Source organism: Mesorhizobium yinganensis (genome assembly GCF_040081985.1).
GTDB lineage: Bacteria > Pseudomonadota > Alphaproteobacteria > Rhizobiales > Rhizobiaceae > Kumtagia > Kumtagia yinganensis.
Genome location: NZ_JBEBMH010000006.1, coordinates 65,699 through 81,789, shown reverse-complemented (window position 1 = coordinate 81,789; position 16,091 = coordinate 65,699). Strand labels below are relative to the sequence as shown.

Here is a 16,091-nt window from a genome sequence, read left to right as displayed (position 1 = left end):
TGCGCGTCGAGTTCGTCGGATACAGTCATGCCCATCGTTTCCCAAGGCGGGGCGATGGACACAGGCACGTATCCGAATCTCAACGTTCCACCTGAAGTCGCGGCCAAGCCGCTGAGCGAGGGTGATAAGGCAAACCTGACGGGCCGCATCGCCTCCGCTCAATCGCGACAGGCGGCCTCCGGACGCGGCGCCGGGACCAAGGGCGATCCGGTGAGGCTGAGAAAGCTTGCCGAGCAGCAGGGCGCCGAAACGCTGGACGCGATCAAAGCCCAGTGACGGCCTCGACCTTGCCTCACATTGGGTATATACGCGCCGCCAATTCTGCCCCCTGCTTCGTGGATCGACAATGGAAGAGTTTCACAAGGTTCGCCGGCTTCCGCCCTACGTGTTCGAGCAGGTCAACCGGCTGAAGGCATCGGCCCGTTCCAAGGGTGCCGACATCATCGATCTCGGCATGGGCAATCCCGACCTGCCGACGCCGAAATCCATCGTCGACAAGCTCTGCGAAGTGGTGCGCGACCCCCGCACCCATCGCTATTCCTCCTCGCGCGGCATTCCCGGCCTGCGCCGCGCCCAGGCCAACTATTATGCCCGCCGCTTCGGCGTGAAGCTGGATCCGGAGACCCAGGTTGTCGCGACCCTTGGCTCCAAGGAAGGTTTCGCCAACATGGCGCAGGCGATCACCGCCCCCGGCGACGTGATCATGTGCCCGAATCCAACCTATCCGATCCACGCATTCGGTTTCATCATGTCGGGCGGTGTCATCCGCTCGCTGCAGGTCGAACCGGACGATGGCTTCATTCCGGCGCTTGAGCGCGGCATCCGCCATTCAATCCCGAAACCGCTGGCGCTGATCCTCAATTACCCTTCGAACCCGACGGCGCTGGTTGCCAGCCTCGACTTCTACAAGGACGTCGTCGCCTTCGCGAAGAAGAACGACATCATCATTCTATCTGACCTTGCCTATTCGGAGATTTATTTCGACGGCAACCCGCCGCCTTCGGTGCTGCAGGTGCCCGGCGCGATCGACGTCACCGTCGAATTCACGTCGATGTCGAAGACCTTCTCCATGCCCGGCTGGCGCATGGGTTTCGCGGTCGGCAACGAGCGGTTGATCTCGGCGCTGACGCGGGTGAAATCCTATCTCGATTACGGCGCGTTCACGCCGATCCAGGTGGCGGCGACCGCCGCGCTCAACGGCGACGGCGCCGACATAGAGGAAGTGCGCGACGTCTACCACAAGCGCCGCGACGTGATGATCGACACCTTCGCCCGTGCCGGCTGGACCATGCCCGCTCCTGCGGCCTCGATGTTCGCGTGGGCGCCGATCCCCGAGCCGTTCCGGCATCTAGGCTCGCTCGAATTCTCGAAGCTGCTGATCGAGCATGCCGACGTGGCGGTGGCGCCCGGCGTCGGTTTCGGCGAGCACGGCGATGACCATGTGCGTATCGCGCTGGTTGAGAACGAGCACCGCATCCGCCAGGCGGCGCGCAGCATCAAGCGGTTTCTCGCCTCCGCGGCGCGGCCCGCCGACAACATCGTGCCGCTCGCCGCGCGGCGCTGACGAAATTCCAGTCGATTTGCAAGTTTTGAGGGGCGGACCGGTCATGGCTGAAGCTTTGCGCGTCGGGATAGCCGGCCTTGGCACTGTGGGGGCGTCGGTGGCGCGTGTCATCGCGTCCAAGGGTGCGGAACTCACCCGCCAGTGCGGCCGCGAGATCGTCGTGGCTGCCGTATCGGCCCGCGACAAGTCGCGCGACCGCGGCGTCGATCTTTCCGGCGCCGTGTGGTTCGCCGATCCGGTCGAACTTGCCGCCAAGGCCGACATCGACGTGTTCGTCGAATTGATCGGTGGCGACGGAGGGCCTGCGCTTTCAAGCGTGAAGGCTGCGCTCGAGGCCGGACGTCATGTGGTGACCGCCAACAAGGCGTTGTTGGCCAAACACGGCGTGTCGCTGGCCGAGATCGCCGAGAAGAAGGGCGTACTGCTCAACTATGAGGCGGCTGTGGCCGGCGGCATTCCGGTGATCAAAACGATGCGCGAGGCGCTGGCGGGCAATACCGTGAGCCGTGTCTTCGGCATCCTCAATGGCACCTGCAACTACATCCTGACACGTATGGAGAAGGAAGGCATCACCTTTGACGAGGTGCTGAAGGACGCGCAGCGGCTGGGTTACGCGGAAGCCGATCCAACCTTCGACATCGAAGGCCACGATACCGCCCATAAGCTGTCGATCCTCACCAGCCTTGCCTTCGGCACGAAGATCGCGGCCGACGAGATCTATCTCGAGGGCATCTCCAACATCACCCAGGCTGACATCCGCGCGGCGGGTGAACTCGGCTACCGGATAAAGCTGCTCGGCGTGGCCCAGCGCACCGACAGCGGCATCGAGCAGCGCGTGCATCCGACCATGGTGCCGACGGCATCGGTCATTGCGCAGGTGCACGGTGTCACCAACGCGGTCGCGATCGAGACCGACATACTGGGCGAACTTCTGCTGTCCGGCCCGGGCGCCGGCGGCAACGCCACCGCCTCGGCTGTGGTCGGCGATATCGCCGACATCGCAAAAAGCCGGCCGGGCTTCCAGCACGGGCCTGTGTTCGGGCGTCCCGCCAAGGAGCTGAAACCATACAAGCAGGCGAAGATGCGCAGCCACGAAGGCGGCTATTTCATCCGCCTGACGGTGCATGACCGGGTCGGCGTCTTTGCCGCCGTCGCCAAGCGCATGGCCGACAACCAGATCTCGCTGGAATCGATTGTGCAGCGCGCCGCCGAGGCCAATGGCGAAGCAATCAAGACCGTCATCCTCGTCACCCATGAGACGACGGAAGCGGCGGTGCGCAAGGCGGTCGAGGGCATCACGAAGGACGGCCATCTGACCGACAAGCCGCAGGTCATCCGCATCGAGCGGGCGGATTAGACGGCGTATACGCTGAACGCGCCATTACCAATCGACCGCTGTTTCGTAGCCCCTTGGAAACCAGACGCCGCGTTTCAGAATATTTCCCATGTTCGGCGCTACATGGTTCTGTTCGATCTCGTCGAAATGTTGGATCGGGCGCACCGCGTCGATCTCGGGAAGCTCGAAGAATGCCCTGGCGAGAGTTCCGCTCACTTCTGCTTCGAAAGCGGCCGTCACCCCGACCCCCAGCCGGAAGAAGCCCAGCGGTGGATCCTTGAACGTAATCCAGTATGGTCGCATCGACATCGCCCGCTTGACTAGGAAATCGCGAAGCCGAAGCGAATAGCCGTTGCTTTGGCTTCGTAAGAAAATACGGTGCTGGGCGACCAGGAGGTGGGGATGAACGCACAGAAATCCGCTGTCGGCAAGACTCACGGCCTCGACCGCATTCTCGCGATGGAGATCGTGCGTGTCACTGAACGCGCCGCGATCGCCGCCGCGCGTTTTCGTGGTCGCGGCGACGAGAAGGCTGCCGACGAGGCCGCGGCGAAGGCTATGCGCACCGAACTGGACAAGCTGCCGATCAGGGGCACCGTGGTGATCGGCGAGGGCGAACAGGACGAAACGCCGACGCTTTACATCGGCGAGACGCTGGGCAAGGGGGGGCCAGAGGTCGACATCGCGCTCGATCCGCTCGAAGGAACCACGGTCTGTGCAAAGAACCTACCCAATGCGCTGTCGGTAATCGCAGTCGCGGCCAAGGGCAGCCTGCTGTTTTCGCCCAACGTCTACATGCAGAAGATCGCCATCGGCCCCGGCTATCCGGACGGCGTCGTCCATATCGACGCGCCAGCCAAGGAAAACATCGAAAATCTGGCCAAGGCCAAGGGCGTGCCGGTCGGCGAAATCACCGCCTGCATCCTAGACCGGCCCCGCCATTCCCGGCTCATTGATGCGGTGCGGGGAGCGGGCGCGGCAATCCGGCTGATCGGCGACGGCGACGTGGCCGGCATCATCCACGCCACCGAACCGGGCGAGACCGGCGTCGACATCTATCTCGGATCGGGTGGTGCCTCCGAAGGCGTGCTGGCGGCGGCGGCGCTTCGCTGCATTGGCGGCCAGATGCAGGGCCGGCTCATCCTCGACTCGCCAGAGAAGAAGCTGCGGGCCGCCCGGATGGGGATAAGCGACTTCGAAAAAATCTACTCCGCGGAGGATATGGCGAGGGGTGACGTGATCTTCGCGGCAACCGGCATCACCGACGGCAACCTTCTTGCCGGTGTCCGCTTCGGCCGCGACGTGATCACCACCGAAACCATCGTGCTGCGCTCCTCGTCACGCACCGTGCGCGAGATTCGTGCCCGCCATCGGGATCTGGAGCGGCTTTGAGATCACTGTATTTGGCGAGCCGTATCCTGGCTGCGACCACTACATCGAAATCTTCGGCATGAGCGCCGAAAAGCGCTTCTTCCTCGGTGTGCGCCGCTCCGCCACCGGCGTCGCCTGGGTGCATCGGCTGACCGAGCGGCAGGAGATGGCAGCCCTTGCCATTGCGCAGGGTCACGGCGTGCCGGACATCGTGGCGCGGGTTCTGGCCGGGCGCAACGTGCCGGCCGACATGGTCGAAAAATTCCTCGACCCGACCATCCGCGACCTGCTGCCCGATCCGGCGACGCTGACCGACATGGAAGCGGCGGCCGCGCGTCTGGCGGATGCCGTCATGCGCCGCGAGAAGGTCGCGATCTTCGGCGACTACGATGTGGATGGCGCGGCGTCCTCGGCGCTGCTGAAGCGCTTCCTCGCGCATTTCGGCATCGAAACGGAAATCTACATCCCTGACCGCATTTTCGAAGGTTACGGCCCGAATCCCGACGCGATGCGCGAACTGGCGGCGCGCGGCGCCAGCCTCATCGTCACCGTCGACTGCGGCACCAACAGCGCTGCCTCGATTACAGCGGCGCGTGAGGCGGGTGGGGACGTCGTTGTGCTCGACCACCATCAGGTCGGCGGCGCGCTGCCTTCGGGCGTACCGATCGTCAATCCAAACCGCGAGGACGACCTGTCGGGGCAGGGACATCTGTGCGCGGCCGGCGTCGTCTTCCTGGCACTGGTACAGACGGCACGCATCCTGCGCGGCCGACGTCCGGACCTACCGCAGGCGGACCTGTTGGCGCTGCTCGACCTCGTGGCGCTGGCGACGGTCTGCGACGTGGTGCCGCTGACCGGGATCAACCGCGCCTTCGTCGTCAAGGGCCTGCTCGCCATCCGCCAGCAGCGCAATGTCGGGCTGGCGGCGCTGGCGCGCGCGTCGCGCATAGGCGAGCCGGTCAACACGTTCCATCTCGGTTTCCTGATCGGCCCGCGCATCAATGCCGGCGGCCGCATCGGCGACGCCGCGCTCGGCAGCCGGCTGCTGGCGACCGACGATCCGGTCGAGGCCGAAAAGATCGCCGCCGTGCTCGACCGGCTGAACCAGGAGCGACAGGCGCTGGAGCAGGTGATGCTCGAGCAAGCACGCGCCGAGGCCGACGCCGAACTCGCCGGCGGAAACGGGCCGGCGGTGCTGGTGACAGGCAGCGACGGCTGGCATCCCGGCATTGTTGGCCTGCTTGCGTCGAGGCTGAAGGATCATGCCCGCCGGCCGGCCTTCGCCATTGCCTTCAACCCGAACGGTACCGGCACTGGCTCGGGTCGCTCGGTGCCGGGTTTCGACCTCGGCCGGCTGGTGCGCGACGCCTTTGCGCTCGGCCTGATCGACAAGGGCGGCGGCCACGCCATGGCGGCCGGCATCACCGTGCAGCGTGAAAAACTCGGGGAACTGCGCGCATTTTTCGAAGAGCGCGCCGCAACCGAGGTCATGCGGCTTCGCGACGAGGAAAGCCTGCTGATCGACGCCGCGCTTTCGGCGGAAGGTGCGACCCAGAACTTGCTCGACTCACTAGAGCAGGCCGGCCCGTTCGGCTCGGGTTATCCGCCGCCCATGTTCGTGCTGCCCCGGCACCAGCTACGCGATGTCCGCCCGGTCGGCAGCACGCATCTGCGCCTCGACCTGCGCTCCGACGCGGGAGGCTCCATCCAGGCAATGGCTTTTCGCGCGGCCGGCAGCGATCTTGGTGAGTTTCTGGGCAGGAACCGGGGCGGCCGCATCCACGTCGCCGGTCAGGTACAAGCCAACTATTGGAACGGCGCGCGCAGCGTGCAGTTCAGGATCGTCGACGCGGCGGTCAGCCCGGCCTGAGAGCCTTACGCGGCTTCAACCGCCGCGACGGCAAATGTTCGGCAGAGGGTTACGGCTGGCTCTCTTCGAGGACGCTCTGCAAGCGGAAGAGTTCGCCCAGACGTTCCTTTGTCGTCTCGTAGCCGACGCGGATCGCCTCGTCGGCGCGATGGAACTCCGTCAGCCCGATATGGCCGAGCTTCGGTTGCAGCGAAAGGTCAGGCGGATCGCCGGCGAGCCTGGCGCGCGAGATGCGGTCCTGGATGATGTTGAAGGCCTCGACCATGACGCCGCTGATGCCGAGCCGGGATTCACGGCCGCCGCCCCGCATGCGCGAATGGCCGTCGGTCTCGACCACCAGCTCCCCGGCATTGTGCTTGATCACCGCGGCGCGGCCGAACAGGTCGTAATGCAGGTTGACCGCCACCACAAGCGGCTGCTCATAGGCGCGGCACACGGACACCGGCACGGGATTGACCAATGCGCCGTCGACCAGCACGCGCTTGTTGGCCGTCACCGGCTCGAACACGCCGGGCAGGGCATAGGACGCGCGCATGGCTGTGATAAGCGCGCCGCTGGACAGCCAGATTTCGTGCCCCGTGCGGATTTCGGTCGCCACGCAGACCAACGGCTTCGGCAGGTCCTCGAAGCGCATGCCGTTGATGTGTTGCTTCATGCGGGCATCGAGTTTCATTCCACCGAACAGGCCGTTGCCGCCGAAGGTAAAATCCAGCAGGCCGAAAATGCGCCGCTTGGTCAGGCTGCGGGCAAATTCCTCCAACTCGTCCAACTTGCCGGCGAGAAAACAGCCGCCTACCAGCGCGCCGATCGAGGTCCCGGCGATCATATTGATCTCGATGCCGGCTTCTTCCAGGGCGCGCAGCACGCCAATATGGGCCCAGCCGCGCGCCGCGCCACCGCCCAGCGCCAGCGCTATGCCGGATTTTTTCATGGGCGCGGGTTCGTTCTTTGGTGCCGACGGCAGACCACCGCCTGCGTCGCTTGTCTCGGCCCTATTCCTGAACGACGCCCATTCGAGCATGTCCGACTCCCACGTCTCCCAACCATGCTTTTACGGGCGACACCGTATCGAAAGCATGAAGGGCCATATTCCGAAACCGGAAAGAGATATGCCAGCTAACCATGCGAATGCGGACTAGCGCCCGATAGTATGGCGCTGCCGTCATCCCGCAGGCTTGTTTCCCCGTCCGTGTAGTCCACAACCCTGTAAAAGCAGGAACGCCTGCCAGTGTGGCAAGTTGCGCCGTCTCCCGCCACTTTCACACGCAACCAGACCGCGTCCTGATCGCAGTCGGCCCGCATTTCCGTAACCTGAAGGAAATTGCCCGACGTCTCCCCCTTTTTCCAGAGAGACGCACGCGAACGTGACCAGAAATGGGCGATACCTGTCTCGATCGTACGTGCCAGAGCCTCGGCGTTCATATGCGCGACCATCAGCAGCACGCCGTCGTCGGCGTCGGTCACGACGGCCGTCACCAGTCCCGCTGCGTCGAAGCGGGGCGAGAGCACGGCGCCGGTTTCCAGCAGGTGCTTGTCGGAAGGCGGGGAAGGAAACTTACCGGACATCACCGGCTCCTCTGAAGCCGGTGGGGTCACGGAGGCTGTCAGCCCCCGAGCCCTCCCCGGACCATTGTCAAGAACCGGAGCTGTTCCTCGGGATTGTCCTTGAACACGCCGGTGAAGGTGGACGTCAGGGTGGTGGAGCCCTGCTTGCGGATGCCGCGCATCGCCATGCACATATGCTCGGCTTCGACCATCACGGCAACCCCACGCGGGTTCAGCACCTCCTGGATGACGCTGGCGATCTGCGCGGTCAGCGCCTCCTGCGTCTGCAGGCGGTGCGCGAAAATGTCGACGACGCGGGCGATCTTCGACAGGCCGACCACCTTGCCGTCGGGCAGATAGCCGACATGCGCCTTGCCGATGATCGGCACCATGTGATGCTCGCAATGCGAGTGAAACTGGATATCGCGCACGATCACCAGATCGTCGTAACCGGCCACTTCCTCGAAAGTCCGGCCGAGTTCGTCGGCTGGGCACATGTCGTAGCCGTTGAACATTTCCAGATAGGCTTTCGCTACGCGCTTCGGCGTGTCGCGCAGACCTTCGCGGTCCGGATTGTCGCCGGTCCAGCGCAGCAGCGTCAGCACGGCGGCCTCGACCTCGGCCTCCGTGGGGCGGTGCGTCTCCGGCTTGTCCATGAAGTCGGAGCGAGGCATGATCTTCTTGACGACGGCGTCCATGAAAGGGGGCTCCCGTAGTCGCCCGCTTAGCTGGCGACGAGTTGAACGGACCACTGCCTTTCGCGGCCACCTGACCCTGCGGTGCCCGAAAAACGGCATGACGGCTTGTCCGGGCGCTGACGCGGTCAGGCGCCGAAACCGGACAGGTCATTATATATGGGCGGACCGGGCGAATGAAAGACGCTCCCTTGGTACATGTCGTTTGCATGCTGACATCGAAACGCAATTCCGTATCCGCAATCCGCCGGGCGGGAGGAAATTTGCAACAGCCATGTTGCGGATAGAAACAGAGCTGATGCGGTTCTGCGTCGACGGCGACAGGTGGCCGTTACGAGCCGGTGCGGGGATCGGCCGCTGAGACTGCGATCCGTCCGGCATGCGGAAATTCTGTGTGCAGGCTGCGTGGCAAGCACCTATATTGTTCTGGAACAAGCTTGCGCCGCCACACGGCCACATGCGGGCGAAAGACCATGATCGACGACGTCTACAACGCGAAAATCCTCGGCTTTGCCGGCAATATCGGCCGCATCGGCCGCTTGCCGCACCCCGATGCATCAGCCACGGCGCATTCGAAACTCTGCGGTTCGACGGTCACCGTCGACGTTACGATGCGGGACGGAGTGGTCACCGATTTTGCCCATGACGTAAAGGCCTGCGCGCTGGGGCAGGCCTCTTCCGCCATCATGGCCGAGCGTGTCGTCGGCGCCTCGGCCGAGGAATTGCGCGGGGTGCGCGAGGCGATGCTGAGGATGTTGAAGGAAAACGGCGCTCCGCCCGATGGCCGCTTCGCCGACCTGAAGTACCTGGAGCCGGTGCGCGACTATAAGGCCCGCCATGCCTCGACCATGCTGACCTTCGACGCCGTGGTCGACGCCATTGGCCAGATCGAGCGCAAGCAAGCGGAAAAGGCTGCTTAGGCCTATTCAGCCTCAGGCTCTCAGGCGTGGATATCAGCAGACCTTAGCGCACCCAAAATACCCGGCTCGTTCTTGTCAGGCCGAGGCGGTTTTCTGTTGCGCCGCTTCCACCACCGCAAGCGCGGTCATGTTGACGATGCCGCGCGACGTCACCGACGGCGTCAGAATATGCGCGGGCCGGGCTGTGCCGAGCAGGATCGGCCCGACATGAAGGGCGTCCAGCATCTGCTTGACCGTGGTCAAAGCGATATTGGCGGCATCAAGGTTCGGAAAGACCAGCAGATTGGCTTCGCCCTTAAGCCGCGAATGCGGGTAGATGCGTTGGCGCAGTTCCTCCGATAAGGCCGAATCGCCGTGCATTTCGCCGTCGCATTCTAGTTCCGGCGCGGTCTCGCGCAGGATTTCAGCGGCGCGGCGCATCTTCAGCGACGTTGCCGCATCACGCGAGCCGAAGTTGGAGAAGGAAAGAAGCGCGGCCTTCGGCTCGATGCCGAAACGCCGGATCTCCTCCGCGGCCAGCAAAGTCATTTCGGCGATCTCTTCGGCGGAAGGGTCGATCGTCACATAAGTGTCGGTGAGAAAGATCACGCCGCGCGTCGAGATCAACATGGAAAGAGCCGAAAGGTCTCGGTCGCGCACTTCCGGCCGTGCGCCGATCAGGAGCGACACATGCCGCAGATGCCGCTCGAAACGGCCTTCCAGGCCGCAGATCATGGCGTCGGCCTCGCCGCGCCGCACCGCCAGCGACGCGATCACCGTGGTCTCGGTGCGTACCATGGTGCGCGCCGCCTCCTGGGTGATGCCACGCCTGCCGCCGAGTTCGATCAGCAGGTCGACATAGGCGCGGTAACGCGGGTCGTCCTCGGGATTGATCAGTTCGAAATCGGTGTCCGGCCTGATACGTAGTCCGTATCGCTTCAGTCGCACCTCCACGACGTTCGGACGGCCGATCAGGATCGGGTTGGCGATACCTTCGTCGAGAACGACCTGGGCTGCGCGCAGCACGCGCTCATCCTCGCCGTCGGCATAGATGACGCGCTTGGCCGTCGAATTCTTGGCCGCCGAAAAGACCGGCTTCATGACGAGGCCGGAGCGGAAGACGAAGCGGTTCAGCCGGTCGACATAGGCCGGGAAATCGGTGATCGGGCGCGCCGCCACGCCCGTCTCACAGGCGGCCTTGGCGACCGCGGGCGCGATGCGCAGGATGAGCCTCGGATCGAAGGGCGAGGGGATCAAAAAGTCCGGGCCGAAGATGGGCGTCTCGCCGGAGTAGGCGCGCGCCGCCACGTCCGACGGTTCCTCGCGGGCCAGTGCTGCGATGGCACGCACCGCCGCCATCTTCATCTCCTCATTGATGGCGCGTGCGCCGCAATCGAGCGCGCCCCGGAAAATATAAGGAAAGCACAGTACGTTGTTGACCTGATTGGGGAAATCAGAACGGCCGGTGCAGATCATGGCGTCTGGGCGGGCAGCACGCGCCACTTCGGGCATGATCTCCGGTGTCGGGTTGGCCAACGCCAAGATCAGCGGTTTTGGCGCCATGCCCGCCAGCAGTTCGGGTTTAAGCACACCCGCCGCCGACAGGCCGAGGAACACGTCCGCTCCGGGGATCACCTCGGCCAGTGTACGCGCCTCGGTGTCTTTGACGTAGGGGTCCTTCCAGCGGTCCATCTCCTCGACACGGCCCTTGTGGGCAACGCCGAAACGGTCCGTGACCCAGATGTTTTCGACCTTCGCGCCGAGCGAAACCAGGAGGTTGAGACAGGCGAGCGCCGCCGCGCCCGCCCCCGACGTGACGATCTTGACGTCCGCGATATTCTTGCCGGCGAATTCCAAGCCGTTCAGCACGGCGGCCCCGACGATGATCGCGGTGCCATGCTGGTCGTCATGGAACACCGGAATGCCCATGCGAGTCTTCAGCCGCTCCTCGACCTCGAAACATTCCGGAGCCTTGATGTCTTCAAGATTGATGCCGCCGAAGGTCGGCTCGAGCGCCGCGACGGTCTCGACCATGCGCTCGATCTCCGGCGCGTCGATTTCGATGTCGAAAACGTCTATGCCCGCGAATTTCTTGAATAAAACGGCCTTGCCTTCCATCACTGGTTTGGAGGCCAAGGGCCCGATATTGCCCAGCCCGAGCACGGCGCTGCCATTGGAGATGACACCGACGAGATTGGCGCGGCCGGTATAGTCGGCGGCGGTGGCTGGGTCGTCACGGATCGCCAGGCAGGGTGCAGCGACGCCGGGCGAGTAGGCGAGTGCAAGATCGCGCTGGTTGCCGAGCGGTTTGGTCGCCTGGATCTCGAGCTTTCCGGGCTTCGGGTATTTGTGGAAAAAGAGGGCGGCCTCGTCGAGGTCCGACTTCGCCGTATGGGTGGTTTCGTCGTTCATGCCCGTGACTGCCGTTCCATCGAGTTTCTTCCAGCCGTTGCGACGGCTTCCGACAAGCTGATATCAGAAAGCGCTTATATAGGCGCCGCCGTCGACCCGAATGTTCTGTCCTGTCAGGTATCCGGCGTGAGCGGAACAGAGGAAGGCGCAGATCTGACCGAATTCTTCCAATGTTCCCAATCGCTTGGCGGGAATATCTGCTGCAAGCCTTTCCTTGCGTTGCCGTGCCGCCTCCGGGTCTTCCGGCACGCCCGGTTCGTGCGGGCCGCGTAGCCGGTCCGTATCAAGTTTCCCCGGTAACATGTTGTTTATTGTAACATTCTTGTCGACAACGCCGCGCGCGATGCCGGACAGAAAGGAAGTCAGCCCGGCTCGCGCGGCCGAAGACAGGTCGAGGCCTTGGATCGGCATGTAGACCGAAAGCGAAGTAATATTGACGATACGCCCGAAACCGCGCGACGCCATGCCGTCGACTGTGGCTTTGATCAGCTCGAACGGAGTGACCATGTTGTTGGTGACGCCCTTGAGGATCGCCTCGCGGTCGAGCTCGCGGAAATCGCGAAACGGCGGGCCGGCATTGTTGTTGACAAGAATATCCGGTTCCGGGCAGGCCAACAGCAGCGACTTCTGTATGGACGGGTCGGCGACATCGCCAGCGATTTCAACGACTTCAACGCCGAACCGGTTGCGAATCTCTGCTGCCGTGCGCGCCAGGACCGCAGCGTCGCGGCCGTTGACGACGAGGTTGACGCCGTTTTCCGCCAGCGCCAGGGCGCAGCCCTTGCCGAGACCTTTGCTCGATGCGCAGACGATCGCTTTGCGTCCCCGAATGCCCAGATCCATCCCGCCGTTCCTCCGTTCCGAGAGGCGGGCACCCTATAGCGGGGGACGGCGGGACCGCAACCGTCATACGCATGTTGCATGAATCTGGGCATTGGCGCACATGCAGCAACAGGATCAGGCTGTTATGTCCGAAACAGCGCCCCAAAAATATAAGACGCTTTTCATCTCAGACCTGCATCTCGGCTCGAAGGCGGCCAAGGCTGAGTTCCTGATAGACTTCCTTCGCTATCACGAGGCGGAGACGATTTATCTGGTTGGCGATATCGTCGACGGCTGGCGTCTGCGGCGTTCCTGGCACTGGCCACAGGCGCATAACGACGTCGTCCAGAAGCTGCTGAGGCAGGCGCGCAAGGGCGTGAACATCTTCTATATCGCTGGAAATCATGACGAATTCCTGCGGCAGTTCCAGGGAACGCATTTCGGCGGCATTGTCGTCAGCGACCGGGCGGTCCACGAAACGGCGGATGGAAAACGCTTTCTGGTCATCCATGGCGACCAGTTCGACACCATCGTGCACAACGTTCGCTGGTTGGCCTATCTTGGTGATCGCGCTTATGATTTTGCCATTTCGGTCAACCGTGTGGTGTTCCGCGTCCGGCGGGTGCTCGGATTGCCTTACTGGTCGTTCTCGTCCTGGGCGAAGGTGAAGGTGAAGAAAGCCGTCAACTTCATCGGCGCGTTCCAGAAGGTGCTCAGCGAAGAGGCCCGTCGTTCCGAAGTGGATGGCGTGATTTGCGGCCATATCCACCATGCCGTGATCGAGCAGTTCGACGAGATCACCTATGTCAATACTGGAGACTGGGTCGAGAGTTGCACGGCGGTGGTCGAGAATTTCGATGGATCGCTGGAAATATTGCGTTGGCCGCATGTGCTTGCGGCTGCTCCTAAGGAGACCGGCTTCAAGCCGCGGTTGATCGAGGGCGGCTCGGTGGTCGAGGCTGCCTGACTCGTAAGTCCTTGAAATCAAAGGCGCGGAGGACGCGCGCCGGGACGGCGGCAAGTCCGGAAGGTGGCATGATTTCAAAGACTTATCGAGAATCCGGCAATGCGAATCCGATTTGCGCTGACGCGACCCCCTCGTGAGCATGACGCAGCCGTGCTTTTACGCGTTTCGAGTTGCCTGGCCGATCGGTTTGGCTGCCCAAGCATCACGCGGGTGCATGATGCACAATCGGCGCCGGCGTGACCATTTGGCCACAGCGCCAGCGCAGTTGCCGGCGCAGCCGTTCAACGGTTAGGCGGCTTCCGGCGGGCATGGTATGGGCCGGGAGAACCGGAGCGGGTGCATGCCCGAATCTCCAGCCGGACCGCCGATGCCCCTGCCTTCGCTTTCTCCCGAACAACGCATCAAGCCGCCTCATTTCGAGCTTCGGATCTCGCTGATCTTCGCGGCGATCTTCGTACCGCAGGCGGTGCACCTGCCGTATTTTCCGCTTTGGCTGGAAGCCAACGGTTTCGGCGCGCAGGAGATTGCCGTCATCCTGTCGGCGCCGATGTTCCTGCGCGTGGTCACCACGCCTTTCGTCACCGCAATGGCCGACGAGGCGAACGACCGGGCCAATGTTCTGATCCTGCTGGTGGCGTCGGCGCTGCTGGTCTCGCTCGGCTTTTTCCTCAGGCCGACCTACCTTGTGGTGCTGGCGGTGTCTCTCGCCTTGGCAGCGGCCTGGACCCCGCATTCGCCGCTCGCCGATTCGTTGGCGCTTTCCGGCGTCCGGCGCTTCGGATCGAATTATACACGGATGCGGATCTGGGGATCGATCGCCTTTCTGTGCGGCAATCTCGGCGGTGGTCTCATCCTGTCTCTGACCAGCGAAAAGTCGGTTCCGGCCATCATCAGTTGCGGGCTTGTGGTGACGCTGCTGGTTTCGTTCCTGGCGCCTAGGCTTGGACGCCCGAGGAAGGCCTCGCCGCTTTCCGCCGTGGAAATCCAGGATGCGGCACCAAAGCTCCTCAACCGCTACTTCGTGCTGTTCGTCGCGGGCGCCGGCGTCATCACCGGCAGCCATGCCTTCCTCTACAGCTTCGTCTCGATCTACTGGAAATCGATCGGTATCGGGGACACGACCGTCGGACTGCTGTGGGCCTGGGCGGTTGTCGCCGAGGTTTTCATGTTCCTGTTTTTCAACCGGCTGTTCTCGCGGCGCTCCGCCACGGCGCTTCTGGCGCTGGCCGGCGTCGGCGCAATCCTGCGCTGGCTGGCCTTTCCGCTCATCTGGCCGTCGGGGATCGGCATCATAGGTTTCTTCGCGGTGCAGTCGCTGCATTCGTTTTCGACGGCGCTGATCCTGATCGGCGTGCAAAAACTCATTGTCGAGACCGTGCCCGAGGAACGCACCGGCGCCGCGCAAGGCATCGCCTTCTTCGCCAACGGCTTCAGCATGGCAACATTCACGCTGGCGTCAGGCCCGCTCTATGCGGCATTCGGGGTGAACGGGTTCTTTCCGATGATCGCGGTAGCAGTCTTCGGCATGGGGCTGGTGTGGATGGCGCACCGTTCAACCCCAAAGGTCTGGTGAGGGCGGCGAGACCAGCGACCCGGAATAGGCGAGCGCGGGCTCCCGGTCTCTCGCCAGAAGCAGCGGGCCGTCGAGGTCGACGAAATCGGCGCCCTGCGCCAGGAGCACCGCCGGCGCCATGCCGAGCGACGTTCCCACCATGCAGCCGACCATGATCGAAAAGCCGAGTTCACGCGCCCGGTCGCGCAGGACGAGAGCGGCGGTGAGGCCGCCCGTCTTGTCCAGCTTGATGTTCACCGCATCGTAGAGGCCGGAGAGGGATTTCAGATCATCGGCCGTGTGCAGGCTTTCGTCGGCGCAGACCGGCACGGGACGGCGGATATGGCGAAGGGCGGCATCCTTGCCGGCGGGCAGCGGCTGCTCGACCAGCGCCACGCCGAGGCCTGCCGCAGCGTGCAGGTTCTCTTCAAGGTTGGCTTCCGTCCATCCCTCGTTGGCGTCGAGGATGATGCGGCTCTCCGGCGCGGCCGCGACGACCGCCGCGATCCGGTCAAGGTCTCCGCCGCCGCCGATCTTGACCTTCAGCAGGGGCCGCCCGGCATTGGCGCGCGCCTGCGCGGCCATCTTCGCCGGCGTGTCCAGGGATATCGTATAGGCGGTCGTCAACGGCTGCGTCTCCCTAACGCCAAGTGCCGTTGCGACCGGCGTGCCCCCGATCTTTGCTTCCAGATCCCACAATGCGCAGTCGACTGCGTTGCGCGCCGCGCCCGGACGCATCAGGCGAAGCAGGTCTTGCCGGCCAGCTCCAGCTTCGATGTCTGTGCGCGCCGACTCGATTGCCTCGATTACGCCTTCGATCGTTTCGCCATAGCGGCGATAGGGCACGCATTCGCCGCGCCCGGCGTGGCCGCCGTCGCGAATCACGCAGCAGACGACTTCCGCTTCGGTCTTGGAACCGCGCGAAATCGTGAAGGCTCCGGCGATCGGAAAGCGCTCAACCTCGACCAAAAGGACACGCGCCATGTTTTTCTGCTCCGGGCAAGTGTGGTGCCGCCGTGCGGCAAAGTGACAGGCTTCGATTCCGCCGCTAAGACATT

Annotated in this window: 15 protein-coding genes; 8 read left to right on the top strand and 7 right to left on the bottom strand. The window is 63.7% G+C overall.

Features of this window, described 5'->3' with window-relative positions; all coding sequences use genetic code 11:
- Nucleotides 1-27 precede the first annotated feature (27 nt).
- From ABMA59_RS13770 to ABMA59_RS13760, 3 genes are all read left to right on the top strand, one after another.
- The gene (locus ABMA59_RS13770) at nt 28-276 is read left to right on the top strand and encodes a hypothetical protein (RefSeq protein ID WP_349005935.1); all 249 of its coding nucleotides are present in this window, start codon (nt 28-30) and stop codon (nt 274-276) included.
- 70 nt (nt 277-346) lie between these two features.
- The gene (locus ABMA59_RS13765; protein WP_349005934.1) at nt 347-1,564 is read left to right on the top strand and encodes an LL-diaminopimelate aminotransferase; all 1,218 of its coding nucleotides are present in this window, start codon (nt 347-349) and stop codon (nt 1,562-1,564) included.
- Between the two features lie 43 nt (nt 1,565-1,607).
- Nucleotides 1,608-2,921 carry a homoserine dehydrogenase gene (locus tag ABMA59_RS13760; RefSeq protein ID WP_349005933.1) on the top strand — a complete coding sequence of 438 codons (1,314 nt, stop codon included), beginning with the start codon at nt 1,608-1,610 and terminating at the stop codon, nt 2,919-2,921.
- Between the two features lie 24 nt (nt 2,922-2,945).
- Here the strand turns inward: ABMA59_RS13760 and ABMA59_RS13755 are convergent, their stop codons facing one another.
- Nucleotides 2,946-3,203, bottom strand: coding sequence for a hypothetical protein (locus tag ABMA59_RS13755; RefSeq protein WP_349005932.1), 258 nt, complete (start codon nt 3,201-3,203; stop codon nt 2,946-2,948).
- Nucleotides 3,204-3,302: 99 nt separating this feature from the next.
- Between ABMA59_RS13755 and glpX the strand changes: the two genes are divergently transcribed.
- On the top strand, nt 3,303-4,292 hold the full coding sequence (gene glpX, locus ABMA59_RS13750; RefSeq protein ID WP_349005931.1) for a class II fructose-bisphosphatase: 990 nt from the start codon (nt 3,303-3,305) through the stop codon (nt 4,290-4,292).
- Nucleotides 4,293-4,350: 58 nt separating this feature from the next.
- The gene (gene recJ / locus ABMA59_RS13745; RefSeq protein ID WP_349006150.1) at nt 4,351-6,141 is read left to right on the top strand and encodes a single-stranded-DNA-specific exonuclease RecJ; all 1,791 of its coding nucleotides are present in this window, start codon (nt 4,351-4,353) and stop codon (nt 6,139-6,141) included.
- Nucleotides 6,142-6,190: 49 nt separating this feature from the next.
- Here recJ and ABMA59_RS13740 read toward each other — a convergent pair whose 3' ends face one another.
- The 3 genes from ABMA59_RS13740 to folE all read right to left on the bottom strand — a co-directional run bounded on the left by ABMA59_RS13740 (nt 6,191) and on the right by folE (nt 8,384).
- A complete protein-coding gene (locus ABMA59_RS13740; RefSeq protein ID WP_349005930.1) occupies nt 6,191-7,162 on the bottom strand; it encodes a patatin family protein in 972 nt (323 codons plus the stop codon).
- 95 nt (nt 7,163-7,257) lie between these two features.
- Nucleotides 7,258-7,707 (bottom strand): phosphoribosyl-AMP cyclohydrolase, encoded by a 450-nt coding sequence (gene hisI, locus ABMA59_RS13735; RefSeq protein WP_349005929.1) that lies wholly within the window; start codon nt 7,705-7,707, stop codon nt 7,258-7,260.
- 38 nt (nt 7,708-7,745) lie between these two features.
- Nucleotides 7,746-8,384, bottom strand: a complete 639-nt coding sequence (folE, locus tag ABMA59_RS13730) for a GTP cyclohydrolase I FolE (protein ID WP_349005928.1) — start codon at nt 8,382-8,384, stop codon at nt 7,746-7,748.
- Nucleotides 8,385-8,854: 470 nt separating this feature from the next.
- Here folE and ABMA59_RS13725 point away from each other — a divergent pair, with 470 nt between their 5' ends.
- On the top strand, nt 8,855-9,301 hold the full coding sequence (locus tag ABMA59_RS13725) for an iron-sulfur cluster assembly scaffold protein (protein ID WP_349005927.1): 447 nt from the start codon (nt 8,855-8,857) through the stop codon (nt 9,299-9,301).
- Nucleotides 9,302-9,376: 75 nt separating this feature from the next.
- Here the strand turns inward: ABMA59_RS13725 and ABMA59_RS13720 are convergent, their stop codons facing one another.
- Together ABMA59_RS13720 and ABMA59_RS13715 are read right to left on the bottom strand one after the other, a co-directional pair.
- A complete protein-coding gene (locus ABMA59_RS13720) occupies nt 9,377-11,692 on the bottom strand; it encodes an NADP-dependent malic enzyme (protein WP_349005926.1) in 2,316 nt (771 codons plus the stop codon).
- Between the two features lie 63 nt (nt 11,693-11,755).
- Nucleotides 11,756-12,535: an SDR family oxidoreductase gene (locus ABMA59_RS13715; RefSeq protein WP_349005925.1), complete on the bottom strand. Its 780-nt coding sequence runs from the start codon at nt 12,533-12,535 to the stop codon at nt 11,756-11,758.
- A gap of 124 nt (nt 12,536-12,659) precedes the next feature.
- Between ABMA59_RS13715 and ABMA59_RS13710 the strand changes: the two genes are divergently transcribed.
- Both ABMA59_RS13710 and ABMA59_RS13705 read left to right on the top strand, forming a co-directional pair.
- Nucleotides 12,660-13,481 carry a UDP-2,3-diacylglucosamine diphosphatase gene (locus tag ABMA59_RS13710; protein WP_349005924.1) on the top strand — a complete coding sequence of 274 codons (822 nt, stop codon included), beginning with the start codon at nt 12,660-12,662 and terminating at the stop codon, nt 13,479-13,481.
- Between the two features lie 367 nt (nt 13,482-13,848).
- Nucleotides 13,849-15,054, top strand: a complete 1,206-nt coding sequence (locus ABMA59_RS13705; protein ID WP_349006149.1) for an MFS transporter — start codon at nt 13,849-13,851, stop codon at nt 15,052-15,054.
- On the opposite strand, the gene dgcA is transcribed toward ABMA59_RS13705, so the two are convergent.
- Nucleotides 15,034-16,017: an N-acetyl-D-Glu racemase DgcA gene (gene dgcA / locus ABMA59_RS13700; protein ID WP_349005923.1), complete on the bottom strand. Its 984-nt coding sequence runs from the start codon at nt 16,015-16,017 to the stop codon at nt 15,034-15,036. The genes ABMA59_RS13705 and dgcA overlap by 21 nt on opposite strands.
- Nucleotides 16,018-16,091: the final 74 nt, after the last annotated feature.